Origin of the sequence: Streptomyces sp. STR69 (genome assembly GCF_024519455.1) — a bacterium.
GTDB lineage: Bacteria > Actinomycetota > Actinomycetes > Streptomycetales > Streptomycetaceae > Streptomyces.
The window spans coordinates 719,298-734,750 of record NZ_JALJRY010000001.1 but is presented as its reverse complement, the minus strand read 5'-3'; the positions used below and the strand labels follow the sequence as shown (position 1 = coordinate 734,750).

Annotated in this window: 15 protein-coding genes; 13 read left to right on the top strand and 2 right to left on the bottom strand. The window is 71.7% G+C overall.

What is annotated here, in order from left to right; translation table 11 throughout:
* The first annotated feature begins 132 nt into the window (after positions 1–132).
* Genes hutU through hutI form a run of 4 tightly spaced genes read left to right on the top strand, consistent with a single transcriptional unit; the run spans position 133 to position 5,550 of the window.
* Positions 133–1,797, top strand: coding sequence for a urocanate hydratase (hutU, locus tag OC490_RS03415; RefSeq protein ID WP_262056220.1), 1,665 nt, complete (start codon positions 133–135; stop codon positions 1,795–1,797).
* Positions 1,794–3,011 (top strand): allantoate amidohydrolase, encoded by a 1,218-nt coding sequence (locus tag OC490_RS03410; protein WP_262056219.1) that lies wholly within the window; start codon positions 1,794–1,796, stop codon positions 3,009–3,011. Before hutU ends, OC490_RS03410 begins: the two co-directional genes overlap by 4 nt.
* 11 nt (positions 3,012–3,022) lie before the next feature.
* Positions 3,023–4,354: a formimidoylglutamate deiminase gene (locus OC490_RS03405; RefSeq protein ID WP_262056319.1), complete on the top strand. Its 1,332-nt coding sequence runs from the start codon at positions 3,023–3,025 to the stop codon at positions 4,352–4,354.
* Positions 4,355–4,374: 20 nt separating this feature from the next.
* Positions 4,375–5,550 (top strand): imidazolonepropionase, encoded by a 1,176-nt coding sequence (gene hutI, locus OC490_RS03400; protein WP_262056218.1) that lies wholly within the window; start codon positions 4,375–4,377, stop codon positions 5,548–5,550.
* A gap of 15 nt (positions 5,551–5,565) precedes the next feature.
* Here the strand turns inward: hutI and OC490_RS03395 are convergent, their stop codons facing one another.
* Positions 5,566–6,603: an alpha/beta hydrolase gene (locus OC490_RS03395; protein WP_262056217.1), complete on the bottom strand. Its 1,038-nt coding sequence runs from the start codon at positions 6,601–6,603 to the stop codon at positions 5,566–5,568.
* Between the two features lie 106 nt (positions 6,604–6,709).
* Positions 6,710–7,786, bottom strand: coding sequence for a hypothetical protein (locus OC490_RS03390; protein ID WP_262056216.1), 1,077 nt, complete (start codon positions 7,784–7,786; stop codon positions 6,710–6,712).
* A 386-nt stretch (positions 7,787–8,172) separates the two neighbouring features.
* Between OC490_RS03390 and OC490_RS03385 the strand changes: the two genes are divergently transcribed.
* From OC490_RS03385 to OC490_RS03345, 9 genes are all read left to right on the top strand, one after another.
* Positions 8,173–8,532 (top strand): response regulator transcription factor, encoded by a 360-nt coding sequence (locus OC490_RS03385; protein WP_262056215.1) that lies wholly within the window; start codon positions 8,173–8,175, stop codon positions 8,530–8,532.
* 160 nt (positions 8,533–8,692) lie between these two features.
* On the top strand, positions 8,693–9,181 hold the full coding sequence (locus OC490_RS03380) for an RICIN domain-containing protein (protein WP_262056214.1): 489 nt from the start codon (positions 8,693–8,695) through the stop codon (positions 9,179–9,181).
* Positions 9,182–9,229: 48 nt separating this feature from the next.
* Positions 9,230–9,601, top strand: coding sequence for a holo-ACP synthase (locus OC490_RS03375; RefSeq protein ID WP_019055555.1), 372 nt, complete (start codon positions 9,230–9,232; stop codon positions 9,599–9,601).
* Between the two features lie 45 nt (positions 9,602–9,646).
* A complete protein-coding gene (locus OC490_RS03370) occupies positions 9,647–11,095 on the top strand; it encodes an NAD(P)H-hydrate dehydratase (RefSeq protein ID WP_262056213.1) in 1,449 nt (482 codons plus the stop codon).
* A 122-nt stretch (positions 11,096–11,217) separates the two neighbouring features.
* Entirely contained in the window at positions 11,218–12,114 is an 897-nt protein-coding gene (locus OC490_RS03365) for a L,D-transpeptidase family protein (protein WP_262056212.1), read from the top strand.
* A gap of 46 nt (positions 12,115–12,160) precedes the next feature.
* The gene (alr, locus tag OC490_RS03360; protein WP_262056211.1) at positions 12,161–13,408 is read left to right on the top strand and encodes an alanine racemase; all 1,248 of its coding nucleotides are present in this window, start codon (positions 12,161–12,163) and stop codon (positions 13,406–13,408) included.
* Positions 13,405–14,643, top strand: a complete 1,239-nt coding sequence (locus OC490_RS03355) for an alpha/beta fold hydrolase (RefSeq protein WP_262056210.1) — start codon at positions 13,405–13,407, stop codon at positions 14,641–14,643. Before alr ends, OC490_RS03355 begins: the two co-directional genes overlap by 4 nt.
* Entirely contained in the window at positions 14,609–15,130 is a 522-nt protein-coding gene (gene tsaE / locus OC490_RS03350) for a tRNA (adenosine(37)-N6)-threonylcarbamoyltransferase complex ATPase subunit type 1 TsaE (RefSeq protein ID WP_262056209.1), read from the top strand. The genes OC490_RS03355 and tsaE overlap by 35 nt, the downstream gene beginning before the upstream one ends.
* A 147-nt stretch (positions 15,131–15,277) precedes the next feature.
* Positions 15,278–15,448: a hypothetical protein gene (locus OC490_RS03345; RefSeq protein ID WP_262056208.1), complete on the top strand. Its 171-nt coding sequence runs from the start codon at positions 15,278–15,280 to the stop codon at positions 15,446–15,448.
* Positions 15,449–15,453 lie beyond the last annotated feature (5 nt).

The window sequence follows — 15,453 nt, the reverse complement described above, 5'->3', positions numbered from 1 at the left end:
AGAGCCTGCCCACATCGGCGCCGCCATGTATTGACTAGTTCTATTCAGGACGCCAGGATGTGAATAACCGCAGTAAAGATGCGTGGTACAGAAACGCAGATCCGCTGAGAGCAGTCCGCTAGGAGGCAGACCATGTCAGGACCCCGCCCCGTACGAGCACCGCGCGGTACGGAACTGAGCGCCCTGGGATGGCAGCAGGAAGCCGCCCTGCGGATGCTGCAGAACAACCTGGACCCCGAGGTCGCCGAACACCCCGACAAGCTCGTCGTCTACGGCGGCACCGGCAAGGCCGCCCGCGACTGGCGCTCCTTCGACGCCATGGTCCGCACCCTGCGCACCCTCAAGCAGGACGAGACGATGCTCGTCCAGTCCGGCCGCCCCGTCGGCGTCATGCAGACCCACGAGTGGGCGCCGCGCGTCCTCATCGCCAACTCCAACCTGGTCGGCGACTGGGCCAACTGGGAGGAGTTCCGGCGCCTTGAGGCCCTCGGCCTCACCATGTACGGCCAGATGACCGCCGGTTCCTGGATCTACATCGGCACCCAGGGCATCCTCCAGGGCACCTACGAGACCTTCGCCGCCGTCGCCGCGAAGAAGTTCAACGGCACCCTCGCCGGGACCATCACCCTCACCGCCGGCCTCGGCGGCATGGGCGGCGCCCAGCCCCTCGCCGTCACGATGAACGACGGTGTCGCGATCTGTATCGACGTCGACCCGCGCGCCATCGAGCGCCGCATCGAGCACCGGTATCTGGATGTGCGTGCGGACTCGCTGCAGCACGCCCTGCAACTCGCCGTCGAGGCCCGCGACGCCCGTCGCCCGCTCTCCATCGGCCTCCTCGGCAACGCGGCGGAGCTGCTCCCGCAGATGCTCGCCGAGGGCGCCCCCATCGACATCGTGACCGACCAGACCTCGGCCCACGACCCGCTGGCCTACCTGCCGATCGGCGTCGCCTTCGAGGACATGGCCGACGCCGCCGCGAAGGACCCGGCGGGCTTCACCGTCCGCGCCCGCGAGTCCATGGCCAAGCACGTCGAGGCGATGGTCGGCTTCATGGATGCCGGCGCCGAGGTCTTCGACTACGGCAACTCGATCCGCGGTGAGGCCCAACTCGCCGGATACGAGCGGGCGTTCGCCTTCCCCGGCTTCGTCCCCGCCTACATCCGCCCCCTGTTCTCCGAGGGCAAGGGCCCCTTCCGCTGGGCCGCCCTGTCCGGCGAGGCCTCCGACATCCACAAGACGGACAAGGCGATCCTCGACCTCTTCCCGGAGAACGAGTCCCTGCACCGCTGGATCAAGATGGCGGGTGAAAGGGTCCATTTCCAGGGACTCCCGGCCCGCATCTGCTGGCTCGGCTACGGCGAGCGCGACAAGGCCGGCGAACGCTTCAACGACATGGTGGCGAGCGGTGAGCTGGCCGCCCCTCTGGTCATCGGCCGCGATCACCTCGACTCCGGCTCCGTCGCCTCGCCCTACCGGGAGACCGAGGCCATGCTCGACGGCTCCGACGCGATCGCCGACTGGCCCCTGCTGAACGCGATGGTCAACGTGGCATCGGGTGCCTCCTGGGTCTCCATCCACCACGGCGGCGGCGTCGGCATGGGCCGCTCCATCCACGCGGGCCAGGTCTCGGTCGCCGACGGCACGAAGCTCGCGGGCGAGAAGCTCCGCCGGGTCCTCACGAACGACCCCGGCATGGGCGTCATCAGGCACGTCGACGCCGGCTACGACATCGCGGAGCGGGTCGCGGACGAGCGGGGCGTGCGGGTGCCGATGCGCGAGGGTGGAGAGGCGTGACCTTCCACAGCATGTGGGCGGAGTTGCTGCCGATCGGCCGTAACTCCGCCTCCGGCGGCTACCGCCGCTACGCCTGGACCGGTGCCGACGCCGAATGCCGGAACTGGTTCAAGGCACAGGCCGAGACCCGCGGCCTGACCTATGAACTCGACCGCAACGGCAACCAGTGGGCCTGGCTCGGTGACCCCGCTGCCGGGGACGCCGTCGTCACCGGGTCGCATCTCGACTCGGTGCCGGACGGTGGGGCCTTCGACGGGCCCCTCGGTGTCGTGTCGTCCTTCGCCGCGCTCGATGAACTGCGCGGCAGGGGAGTGCAGTTCACCAAGCCACTCGCCATCGTCAACTTCGGTGACGAGGAAGGTGCCCGCTTCGGGCTCGCCTGTGTCGGGTCGCGGCTGGCCGCCGGGCAGCTCACCGTCGAGCAGGCGCACCGGCTGACCGACGGCGACGGGGTCACGCTGCCGCAGGCCATGGCGGCGGCGGGCTACGACGCCGACGCCATCGGCCCCGACCCCGAACGGCTCGCCCGTATCGGCGCGTTCGTCGAACTCCACGTCGAACAGGGCCGCGCGCTGGACCTGTCCGGCGACCGGGTCGGCATCGCCGGCGCCATCTGGCCGCACGGGCGCTGGCGGTTCGACTTCCGGGGCGAGGCCAACCACGCCGGTACGACGAGGCTGGTGGACCGGCGGGACCCCATGCTGTCGTACGCCGAGACCGTGCTCGCCGCCCGCCGCGAGGCCCAACTCGCCGGTGCCGTCGCGACGTTCGGGAAGATCGCCGTCGAGCCGAACGGCGTCAACGCCATCCCCTCCCTGGTGCGCGGCTGGCTCGACTCCCGCGCCGCCGACCAGGACACCCTGGACACGGTGGTCACCGGCGTCGAGAAGGCGGCCCGCGAGTACGCGGAGGCGCACGGCGTCGACCTCGACGTCGTCCGTGAGTCCTTCACCCCCGTCGTCGAGTTCGACCACGCGCTGCGCGACGAACTCGCCCGCGTCCTGGGCAAGGACACCGACCTCAGGGTCCCCGTCCTGGGTACCGGTGCCGGACACGACGCCGGAATCCTCTCCGGGAGCATCCCGACCGCCATGCTGTTCGTGCGCAACCCCACGGGCGTCTCGCACTCCCCGGCCGAGTTCGCGGCCGAGGACGACTGCGTGGCCGGGGTGACCGCACTCGCCGACGTACTGGAAGGGCTGGCCTGCAGGTGACGCACCCCACCATGCGGACGTACTGGCTGGAACACGCCTGGCTCGACACCCACGTCGAGCCGGGCGTCGCCCTGGAGGTGACGGACGGCCGTATCACCGCCGTCCGTAGCGGGGTCGACACCCCGCCCCCCGGCGCCGAGATCCTGCGCGGACTCACCCTTCCCGGGCTCGCCAACGCCCACAGCCACGCCTTCCACCGGGCGCTGCGCGGCACCGTCCAGGTCGGCTCCGGCACCTTCTGGACCTGGCGGGAGGTCATGTACTCCTTCGCCGACCAGCTGACCCCGGACACCTATCACGCACTGGCCCGCGCGGTGTACGCCGAGATGGCGCTGGCCGGGATCACGGCGGTCGGCGAGTTCCACTATGTGCACCACACCCACGGCGGCACCCCGTACGCCGACCCCAACGCCATGGGCGAGGCGCTCATCGCCGCCGCCTCCGAAGCCGGTATCCGCATCACCCTCCTCGACACCGCCTACCTCTCCTCCGGCTTCGGACAGCCCCCCAACCGCCACCAGCTCCGCTTCTCCGACAAAAGCGCGGACGCCTGGGCGGAACGCTGTTCACTTCTCAAGGAACGGGATCACGCGCGGATCGGTGCCGCCATCCACTCCGTACGGGCCGTGCCCGCGCGGGAGTTGGCGACCGTGGCCCGCTGGGCCGAGGAGCGGCGGGCCCCGCTCCATGTGCATCTGTCCGAGCAGACCGCCGAGAACGACGCCTGCCGCGCCGCCCACGACTGCACGCCGACCCAACTCCTCGCCGATCACGGCGTGTTGGGCCCGCGCACCACGGGCGTCCACAACACGCACCTCACGGACGAGGACATCGCGCTGCTGGGGCGCTCGGGCACCGGCACCTGCATGTGCCCGACGACCGAGCGCGACCTCGCCGACGGCATCGGCCCCGCCGTGGCCCTCCAGCGGGCCGGCTCACCGCTCTCCCTCGGCTCCGACAGCCACGCCGTCATCGACCTCCTCGAAGAGGCCCGCGCGATGGAGCTGAACGAGCGCCTGCGCACCCGCACCCGGGGTCACTGGACCGCGGCGGCCCTGCTCCGGGCGGCCTCCGCCGACGGCCACGCGGCCCTCGGCTGGGACGAGGCGGGCAGCCTCACGGCAGGCGCCCTCGCCGACTTCACGACGATCGCGCTCGACTCGGTCAGGACAGCGGGGCCGGTGCCCAGGCTCGGCGCCGAGACGGCCGTATTCGCGGCGACGGCAGCGGACGTACGGCACACCGTCGTGGGCGGGCGGCACGTCGTACGCGACGGGGCGCACGCGCTCGTACCGGATGTGCCGCAAGCGCTCGCGCAGGCAGTCGAAGCCCTGCGAGCCTGACAACCACCCACGAGGACACGATGAGCAGCAGCACTGTCATCACCAACATCGCCACACTCGTCACCAACGACCCCTCCCTCGGTGATGGCTCGCCTCTCGGTCTGATCCAGGACGCGGCCGTGGTCATCGACGGCGACCGCATCGCGTGGACCGGTGAATCAAGCAAAGCACCGGCCACTGACAATCGGGTCGACGCCGGTGGGAGGGCGGTCCTGCCCGGCTTCGTGGACTCCCACTCGCACCTCGTCTTCGCCGGCGACCGCACCCAGGAGTTCAACGCCCGGATGTCCGGGCGGGCTTACAGCGCGGGCGGCATCCGGACGACGGTCGCGGCGACGCGGGCGGCGAGCGACGCGGAACTGGAGGCGAACCTCACCCGTTACCTGGACGAGGCCCTCCGCCAAGGCACCACCACCTTCGAGACGAAGTCCGGCTACGGCCTGACGGTCGCCGACGAGTCCCGCGCCCTGCGCATCGCCGCCGCGCACACCGACGAGGTGACGTACCTCGGCGCGCACATCGTCTCCCCGGACCACGCCGACGACCCCGCCGCGTACGTGGCACTCGTCACCGGCGAGATGCTCGACGCCTGTGCCCCGTACGCCCGTTGGATCGACGTCTTCTGCGAGAAGGGCGCCTTCGACGGCGACCAGGCGCGCGCCATCCTGAGCGCGGGCAGGGCGAAGGGCCTGCACCCGCGCATCCACGCCAACCAGCTCTCCTACGGCCCCGGCGTCCAGCTCGCCGTCGAACTGGACGCGGCCAGCGCGGACCACTGCACGCATCTGACGGACGCGGACGTGGACGCGCTGGCGAGCGGCCGTACCGTCGCGACCCTGCTGCCCGGCGCCGAGTTCTCGACGCGGGCCCAGTGGCCGGACGCGCGCCGTCTCCTGGACGCAGGGGTCACCGTCGCGCTGTCCACCGACTGCAACCCGGGCTCGTCCTTCACGTCCTCCGTGCCCTTCTGCGTCGCGCTGGCGGTACGGGACATGGGGATGACCCCGGACGAGGCGGTGTGGTCGGCCACGGCGGGCGGGGCGGCGGCCCTGCGACGGGACGACGTGGGGCGGCTCGCGCCGGGCGCCCGCGCCGACCTGATCCTGCTGGACGCGCCCAGCCATGTGCACCTGGCCTACCGGCCGGGCGTGCCGCTGGTCAGCGGGGTGTGGCGGCGGGGTACGAGGACGGTGTGACGGCGGCGGCGGGACTCACCGCCCCGTCACGTCGGCCCGGTCGAGACGGCGGTGCAGGAACCCGGTGACGACGCCCATGGTGGTGGCCGAGGTCCAGGGCAGTCCGGTGCCCGGGTGTCCGAGGAACCCGACGTCTCCGTGGTTGGCGCCCTTCAGGACGTAGCGGGTGCTGTCGGCCCCGGCGGCGCGCAGCGCCTGGTGCACATGCTGCGTCTGGGACGGGGAGACGAGCATGTCCTCGCTGCCGTGCAGGAACAGGAACGGCGGCGCCGAGGCGGTCGCGTAGGTTGCCGGGTCCGCGGCGCGCACCGTCTCGGGGATCTCCGGGAACGGTGCGCCCGGCCTGCCGAGGTACGCCGAGAAGTGCGTGGCCTCCTGCCGGTAGCGCAGTCGGGCAGCCTCGTCGAAGTCGTCGGCGATGGCGGAGAGTTCGGAGCTGCCGTAGGCGTCGATCACGGCCCGCACCCGTCCCGGCGCGGCCGGGTCCGAGGCGTCGGAGAACTCGGGCCGACCGTCCGTGACACCTGTCAGCGCGGCCACATGACCGCCGGCCGACTCGCCCCACAGGGCGACCGCGCCGGGGTCGATGCCGAAGTCGTCTGCGTGCGACCGCAGATGTGCGAGGGCGGCACGGACATCGCGGACGGAGTCGTAGAAGGTGGCGCCGTCGGAGGTGACGCGGTACTCGACACTGGCGACGACGAAACCGGACTCGGCGACATGCCGGCGCGCTTCGAACGCCATGGCCTTGTTGCAGCGGAGAAACGCGCCACCGGGAAGGAAGACGACCAGCGGAAGCCGTTCGTCGCCGGTGGGCCGCAGGACGTCGACCTTCAGCTCGCGCCGCGCCCCGCCGGGCAGTTCGACGGTCGCGTAGACGACATCGCTACGGCTGTCCACCTCGACGGCGCCGAGGGACATCTGCGCGTCCGGGTCGACGTCCAGCAGCGTGCTGTCGGTGAGGTCGGGCGGCGCGACGGTGGTGGCGACGGGGACGGGCAGGGCAAACGAAGGCGTGGCGGGTGTGGCGGGCATGTTCTCTCCGATCGTCATGGAACGTGCGGTGGGAGAAAAGTTCCAGCCCGCGCCGACAAGCGGCCGACAACGGACCGACACCCCCGACAGGCACCCGACACATCGCGGTCCACGGTCAAACGCCCTAGTTGCTGTTGTCGATGCTCCAGGCCCGGAACGCGCCCTTGGTGATCCGCCCCAGAAGGGTGTTGAAGTCGGCCTTGACGGCCTCCGGGGTCTTCTCCGGGGGGAACAGGGGCTTGATGGGCTGCCGTTCCTCCGACAGGTCGTCCGCGAGGCGGGCCTTGTAGGCGTTGTACACGGCCGCGATGTCCTGGCGGATCGACGGGCCCTCGCTGTTGCGCAGGACCGGCATGCCGCGCATACGGTTGTCGTTCGTCGCGGCGATCGACGCCACGTCCATGAGGAAGCAGTCGATGAGGTCGGTGACGTCCTGTTCCCGGGCGCCTTCCTCGTGGTTGCGCGCGTCCCGCAGCAGCAGGTCCGCCATCTCCAGGGTGACGTTGCGGTAGACGGTGTACCGCGGGCTCCTGGGGATGACGCCGAGCACATGGTCGGCCTGCTTGGCGGCGTCGGTGTTCATCGACGCGAATCCGTCGGGATGCGGCTTGTCCTCCAACCCCGGCACCGGGAAGGGCACACCCCTGAAGGCCTCTTCCTCGTCGCGCATGTTGGGGGCGGCGGCGGCCATCGGATGGATGCCGAACTCATGGCAGAGCATGCCCATGATGTAGCCGATGTCGTAGTTCTCCAGGTAGTAGGCGGCCATCGTGACGAAGACGCCGTCGGCCCCCTTGTCGACCACGTCCGCGGGTGTCTGTGTCGTCCGCTTCTCCAGCGTGATCCGGCAGGTCCGGCCGTTGAGGAAGGACGTGATCGCGGTGTTGGCGGACAGGAGTTCCAGCACCCTGGTGGCCTTGCCCTGCGATTCAGGGAACTTGAGGGACACGTTGGTGAACGCGATGTTCCCGCTCGACAGCTTGCTCCGCTGGACGACCGGCGCCCGCTGCACGGCCGGTCCGGGGCGACCCTCCTGGCCGAGCATCCGCGCGACGTTGGCGTTGCCCGCCGTCGACTGGAGCGAGAGCAACTCGTGCGCGGGCTGGGCGGCCGGTTGCCTGGCGGTGTCGGCTGCGGGGCCGCTCAGCGGGGCACGCCGGGGTACGGCGTCCTGCGTGCGGGCTTCGTCTCTGGCGTGCACGTTCTCATTCCCTGGCCGGGGTCGGGATCTTCGTTGTCTACCTGTCGGCCGGGTGTCGCCACGAGGTACTCGGGGGCAGCGACTTCGTGCCGGAGAACTGTGTCATCTGCCCATGAGGGCAAGGGGTGTTCAGGACCGGTGCCGCTCGACGACGGCCCGAAACCCCGCCCCTACGACCGGCCTCGAGCTGATGGGACGGTGCCGGGCGGCGTACGAGAGGCCGCCGGGAACGGGGGAGCCGGGGTGCGGGACTGGGCGGGGCGCCGGCCGTTGGTGGGGCGTGGGTTGGAGCTGGAGCATTTCGCCGCGGCCCTGGCGGACCGGGGGTGTCGCGGGTTCGTGGTGGGCAGGGCCGCCGGGGTCGGCAAGTCGCGGTGGGCCGAGGAGTGCCTGGAACCGGCCGCGGACCTGCTCGCCGCCGAGGCGGCCAACGCCGCCGCAGCCGCCTCGCGGGCAGCGGGCCACCCCCGCGTGCCGCCGCGGCCGACCGGCGGGCCACCGCGGCCCGGGCCCGCTGCGAGGGCGCCCGAACGCCCCTGTTGAGCACCGTCCGGGCGACCGCTCGACTCACCGCCCGCGAACGCGAGATCGCCCTGCTCGCCGCAGCCGGCGACGCCGGCAAGGACATCGCCGACACCCTGGCCCTGTCGGTGCGCACCGTCGACAACCACCTCCAGCGCACCTGTGCCAAGCTCGGCGTCACCACCCGGCACGAACTCGCCCGGGTTCTCAAGGCGGTTGAGTAACGGTTACTCATCCCCCGAAGCCCCGTTGCGGGCAGCCTTTCCGACGGCGGCACCCGTCGCCCGTGCATCCGGCTTCTCGTCAACGGGGGACGACCCAATGGGCAGAGCCAATTCAACTGTGCGACTTTCCGGCCGAGTTGCTGCCACGGCCACGCTCGGCATGAGCCTGGTCGGGCTCTCCGCAGCCGGAGCCGGCGCCGTCGCCGCACAGCCGCAGGCGGTGACCTACTTCACGCTGACCAACTACCAGAGCGGCAAGTGCCTGGACGTACCGGAATCCAGCACCGACGACGGACAGGGCCTTGAGCAGTACTCCTGCAACGGCGGCAGGAACCAGCAGTGGGCGCTGCAGGCCACCAACAGCGGCTACTACCTGCTCGTCAACCTCAACAGCGGCAAGTGCGCGGACGTCCGCGAGAACAGCCTCGACAACAACGCCGTGGTGAACCAGTTCGGCTGCACCGGCCAGAACAACCAGCAGTGGCTGCTGCGGGCCGCACCGACCGGCATCAACGGGTACCAGCTGGTGGCCCGCCACAGCGCCAAGTGCATGGCCGTCGCCGGATCGAGTCAGTCCGACAAGGCCGGGGTCGTCCAGTTCACCTGCGGTTCGGTGGCCGCGTACAACCAGTACTGGCAGTTCAACTGACGAGGTCGGCACGCAGAACCAGCTGCACGCCGTCATATGGTGCTCGGCATGAGCATCATCGGGGTTGGTATCGACGTGGCCGAGATCGCCCGGTTCGCGGCGTCCCTGGAACGTACGCCCGGCATGGCCCAACGTCTGTTCCTGGACAGTGAGTTGCTGCTGCCGAGCGGTGAACGCCGTGGGCCCGCCTCCCTCGCCGCCCGCTTCGCCGCGAAGGAAGCGCTGGCGAAAGCGCTGGGTGCCCCGGCCGGCCTGCACTGGACGGACGCCGAGGTGTATGTCGAGGACAGCGGGCAGCCCCGGCTGAAGGTGACGGGGACGGTCGCGGCACGGGCGGCCGAGCTGGGGGTGCGGTCGTGGCATGTCTCGTTGAGTCATGACGCGGGAGTGGCCTCCGCCGTGGTCGTCGCCGAGGGCTGACGGCCCGGGTGCGGTCCCGGGCGCTTCCGGGGCAGACTCGACCGCATGCGTACTGCGTACAGCGTGGAGACGGTAAGGGCAGCCGAGCAGAGGCTGATGGAGCGGCTTCCCGAGGGCGCGCTCATGCAGCGTGCCGCGGCTGGACTGGCCGTCGCCTGCGCCCAGTTGCTGGGGCGGGTCTACGGCGGCCGGGTCGTGCTGCTGGTGGGGAGCGGGGACAACGGCGGCGACGCGCTCTACGCCGGGGCGAGGCTGGCCCGGCGCGGGGCGGCCGTCACGGCGGTGCTGCTCGCGCCGGACCGCACCCACGCGGGCGGACTCGCGGCGCTGCTCCGCGCGGGCGGACGTACGGTGGCGCCGGACGCCGCCGAGGAACCGGTCCTGCACGCCGATCTCGTCCTCGACGGCATCGTCGGGATCGGCGGCCGGGGCGGGCTGCGGCCGGACGCCGCGCGGCTCACGACCCTTGCCGGGGACTCCCGGGGTGTCGTCGTCGCCGTAGACCTCCCGAGCGGTGTCGAGGCGGACACGGGCGAGGTGCGGGGCGCCGCGGTCCGGGCCGACCTCACCGTCACCTTCGGCACCCACAAGCCGGGGCTGCTGATCGACCCCGCGCGCGAGTACGCCGGTTCCGTACGGCTCGTCGACATCGGACTCGGCGCCGAACTGCCCGTCGAACCCGAACTGGAGGCCCTGCAGCACGCGGACGTGGCGGCGCTGCTGCCCGTGCCGGGCGCCGAGAGCGACAAGTACCGGCGTGGAGTCGTGGGCATCGCCGCCGGATCCGGGCGCTACCCGGGCGCGGCCGTGCTCGCCGTCGCCGGGGCGCTGCGGGGCGGCGCGGGGGCCGTACGGTACGTCGGCCCGGCCGCGGACGCGGTGATCGCGCGGTTCCCGGAGGCCCTGGTGTCGGACCGGGGGCCGGCCAAGGCGGGGCGGGTGCAGGCGTGGGTCGTCGGACCGGGGGCGGGCGACGACGCGGCGACCGTGGCGGAGGTGGTGACGGCCGACGTGCCGGTGCTCATCGACGCGGACGGGCTGCGACTGGCGGATCCGGAGGCCGTACGGGCGCGTACGGCGCCGACGCTGATGACCCCGCACGCGGGGGAGGCCGCCGCGCTGCTCGGGGTACCGCGCGCGGAGGTCGAGGCGGCCCGGCTCACGTCGGTGCGGGAGTTGGCGCGGCGCTACGGGGCGACCGTGCTCCTCAAGGGGTCGACGACGTTGGTCGCCGACTCCGGGGGCGGGGCGGTGCGGGTCAATCCGACGGGCACCGGCTGGCTGGCCACGGCGGGCAGCGGGGACGTGCTGTCGGGGCTCGCGGGCTCGTTGCTGGCGGCGGGGCTGCCGGCGTTCGACGCGGGCAGCGTGGGGGCGTATCTGCACGGTCTCGCGGGGCGGCTGGCGGCGGACGGGGCGCCGGTGGGGGCCCATGACGTGGCGGACGCGGTGCGGACGGCCTGGCGGGACGTACGGGATGCGGGACGTGTGTGACTGAGAACGCCGGACGGGCTGATACACCGAACGCTCGTCAATAAGGGTGATCCGTCCGCAATAAGGGTGACCCCTCCGCGCGGCACCCGTCCGCTGTCGTACCGTCGCGTTTCTCTGATCGCATGATCAGTACACGAATCGCGCACAGAAGCATCGCGGTGCTGCTCACCGCGGTGATCGCCCTCCCTGTCGGGACCGGGACCGCCTGGGCCGACGACCCGGTGCCGGCGACCGCGCCCGGCGAGACCGAACTCGTGCCGGGGGTGCCCCCGGGGCCGTATCAGCCCTGGCAGATCGACACGCCCGACCAGGCCCTCGCACCCAAGGTGTACACGCCGACCGCAGAGGAGGACCGGGTCGAGCCGAGGGACGCGGCGGCGGGGACGTACGCGCTCGTCGAGTACGTGCCGATCGGGGACGCCGTGGCGAAGGTCTCCTGCAGCAAGCAGACCGGGCCCTACCAGCGGGGCGTGGAGCGGTGGTTGAAACTGAAGGCGGACGGTCGGCAGTCGGCCGCCGACTGCAAGGCCATCAAGGCCTTCCAGAAGAAGCAGGGCATCAAGCCCGCGATCGGCTTCGCCGGACCGGTGACCTGGGCGCGCATGCAGCTTCTCGCCGCCAAGAAGAACCCGAACGCGGCCCGGAAGTGCCCCGTCCGCTCGTACCGCGTCGCCTGTGTCGATCTCGACCGGCAGCTCACCTGGGTGCAGAAGGGCAAGAAGGTCGTCTTCGGGCCGGTGCCCATGCGCAGCGGGCGAGGCGGACATGTCACGCGGGGCGGCTGGCACAAGATCTACTGGAAGCACAAGAACCACTGGTCGACCCTGTACAACAGCCCTATGCCGTATGCCCAGTTCTTCGACGGCGGCATCGCCTTCCACGCCGTCTACGGCAGCATCTACACCACCACCGGCTCCTGGGGCTGCGTCAACCTCCGACTGGCCGACGCCCGCAAACTGTGGAGCGTCCTCAAGAAGGGCGACCGCGTCTACGTCTGGGGCCACCGGCCCGGGAACTAGGCGGGCCTGCGGGCTTGTCAGTCCCCTCTGAGAGACTGGGGACGTCATGAACGAGACAGCAACTGCGCCGACCGCGCCCCTGCGTGCCCGCGCCGAGATCGACCTCGGTGCCCTGCGGGCCAATGTGCGGACCCTGCGCGCCCTCGCGCCGGGCGCCGCCCTCATGGCCGTCGTGAAGTCCGACGCGTACGGCCACGGCGCCCTGCCGTGCGCCCGCGCGGCCGTCGAGGCGGGCGCGACCTGGCTCGGTACGGCCACCCCCGAGGAGGCCCTCGACCTGCGGGCCCGCGCCGGGCTGCCCGACGGGGTGCGGATCATGTGCTGGCTCTGGACACCCGGCGGGCCGTGGCGCGAGGCCATCGAGGCCGACCTCGACATGTCGCTCAGCGGCATGTGGGCGCTGCGGGAGGTCGTGGCAGCCGCCCGCGCGGCCGGTCTCCCCGCGCGCGTGCAGCTCAAGGCCGACACCGGGCTCGGACGCAATGGCTGCCAGCCCGGCGACGACTGGGCCGAACTCGTCGGCGAGGCCCTGCGCGCGGAGGCCGAGGGGCTGCTCCACGTCACCGGCATCTGGTCGCACTTCGCCTGCGCCGACGAACCAGGACATCCCTCCGTCGACGCCCAACTCGCCCTCTTCCGCGAGATGGTCGCGTACGCGGAGGGCCAGGGCGTACGGCCCGAGGTCCGCCACATCGCCAACTCGCCCGCCACCCTCACCCGTCCCGACTCCCACTTCGACCTCGTCCGCACCGGCATCGCCGTCTACGGCGTCTCACCCATCCCCGGGCAGGGCTCCTCGGCCGACTTCGGACTGCGGCCGGTGATGACCCTGAAGGCGTCCGTCGCCCTGGTCAAGCAGGTACCGGGCGGGCACGGCGTCAGCTACGGGCATCACTACGTCACTCCGGGCACGACGACCCTCGGCCTCATCCCCGTCGGCTACGCGGACGGCATCCCCCGGCACGCCTCCGGCACCGGCCCGGTGCTGGTCGGCGGCAAGTGGCGCACGGTCGCCGGGCGGGTCGCCATGGACCAGTTCGTCGTAGACCTCGGAGGGGACGAGCCGGAGCCCGGGGCGGAGGCGATCCTCTTCGGCCCCGGCGACCGCGGCGAACCCACCGCCGAGGACTGGGCACAGGCCGCCGACACCATCGCCTACGAGATCGTGACCCGCATCGGAACACGCGTTCCCCGCGTCTACGTCAATGAGGATGTCCTCGTGGATGAGGTCGTCCCCGGTTATGAGGCGGACGACGCGGCGCAGGGCCGGGACGGGAAGAGGAGCGGCACGTGAGCGAGAGCAGCGCGGAGGCGGTCGCCGAACTCGCCTCCGCCGCCACGGGGGTGGCCGGCAACTGGCGCAAGGTGACCGGAATCGCGGGCGCCGCGATAGGTGTGATCGCCGCCGGTGCAGCGGCCGGTGTCGCCATAGAGCGGATGACGGTCGGGCGCAGTATGCGCGAGCGGGCGCGGCTGGCGCTCGACTCCACGGGACCGTACGGCTCGCTGCGCGGCATCCCCGGCACGGCCCCCGCGGACGACGGCACCGAGCTGTACTACGAGGTCGACGACATCGAGCCCGAGGTCGCCGTCACCCCGAAACGCCGCCGGCTCTTCGGACGCAAGGCACCGGCCCCGGTCACCGTCGTCTTCAGCCACGGCTACTGCCTCAACCAGGACTCCTGGCACTTCCAGCGGGCGGCCCTGCGCGGGGTCGTACGGACCGTGCACTGGGACCAGCGCAGCCACGGCCGTTCCGCGCGCGGGGTCGCGCAGCTGGAAGACGACATGCCGCTCACCATCGACCAGTTGGGCCGTGACCTGAAGGCCGTGCTCGACGCGGCCGTGCCCGAGGGGCCGATCGTGCTCGTCGGCCACTCCATGGGCGGCATGACGGTGATGGCACTCGCCGACCAGTACCCGGAGCTGATCCGCGACCGGGTCGTGGCCACCGCCTTCGTCGGTACGTCCGCCGGGCGGCTCGGCGAGGTCAACTTCGGCCTGCCCGTCGCCGGGGTCAACGCGGTACGGCGGGTGCTGCCCGGTGTGCTGAAGGCGCTCGGTCAGCAGGCCGCGCTGGTGGAGCGGGGGCGGCGGGCCACCGCCGATCTGTTCGCCGGGATCATCAAGCGGTACTCGTTCGCGTCACGGGACGTGGACCCGGCCGTCGCGCGGTTCGCCGAGCGGATGATCGAGGGCACGCCCATCGACGTGGTCGCCGAGTTCTACCCGGCGTTCACCGACCACGACAAGACGGCGGCCCTCACCCACTTCAAGGACATGCCGGTGCTCGTGCTGGCAGGGATCGGCGATCTCGTCACGCCCAGTGAGCACAGCGAGGCCATCGCCGACCAGCTGCCGGACGCCGAGCTGGTGCTCGTGCCGGACGCCGGGCACCTGGTCATGCTGGAGCACCCGGAGGTCGTCACGGACCGCCTCGCCGACCTGCTGACCCGCGCGGGTGCCGTGCCCGCAGGGGCTACCGTAAGTGGCTATGGAAGCACCAGCAGCACCGCACAACGCGGCTGAGCCCCTGTCCGTCTCGTTCACCGTCAACTCCCCCGAGCAGATGGGGGAGTTGGGTCGCCGCCTGGCCAAGCTGCTGCGCGCTGGCGACCTCGTGATGCTCACCGGGGAGCTCGGCGCCGGCAAGACGACGCTGACCCGGGGCCTCGGCGAAGGGCTCGGCGTGCGCGGCGCGGTCACCTCGCCGACGTTCGTCATCGCGCGCGTGCATCCCTCGCTGGGGGAGGGGCCGCCGCTCGTCCACGTCGACGCGTACCGGCTGGCCGGCGGGCTCGACGACATGGAGGACCTCGACCTCGACGTCTCGCTGCCGGAGTCGGTGATCGTCGTGGAGTGGGGCGAGGGCAAGGTCGAGGAGTTGACGGACGACCGGCTGTCGGTCGTCATCCACCGGGCTGTCGGAGACACGACCGACGAGGTACGGCACGTCACCGTCACGGGGCTCGGCGAGCGCTGGGCCGCGGTCGAACTGGGCGTGCTCGGCGCCTGACCGGGCGGTGCGGGGCGTGCGGGCCGTGTGGGTTCCGACAAGGTGTCGGCAAGATGTTGCATTCGGGGTCTCGCGCGTGGTCACATGGTATCCAGAACGTAGTTAGGTCTACCTAACTACGTCTGCCCCAGGCCCCAGGAGGCGTCCATGTCGGCTTCGTCGGCTTCAGAGAACCAGGACCGCCAGCAGCCGTACGTGTTCGCCGGGGTGACCATGCGCCAGCTGCTGGCGGCCGGTGAGGCGGCGAAGGCGATCTCGACGCCGCCGCGCGCCCCGGAACCGGTGGAAACGCGGACCGAGCAGCGCAAAGCCGCGTAGCGCAC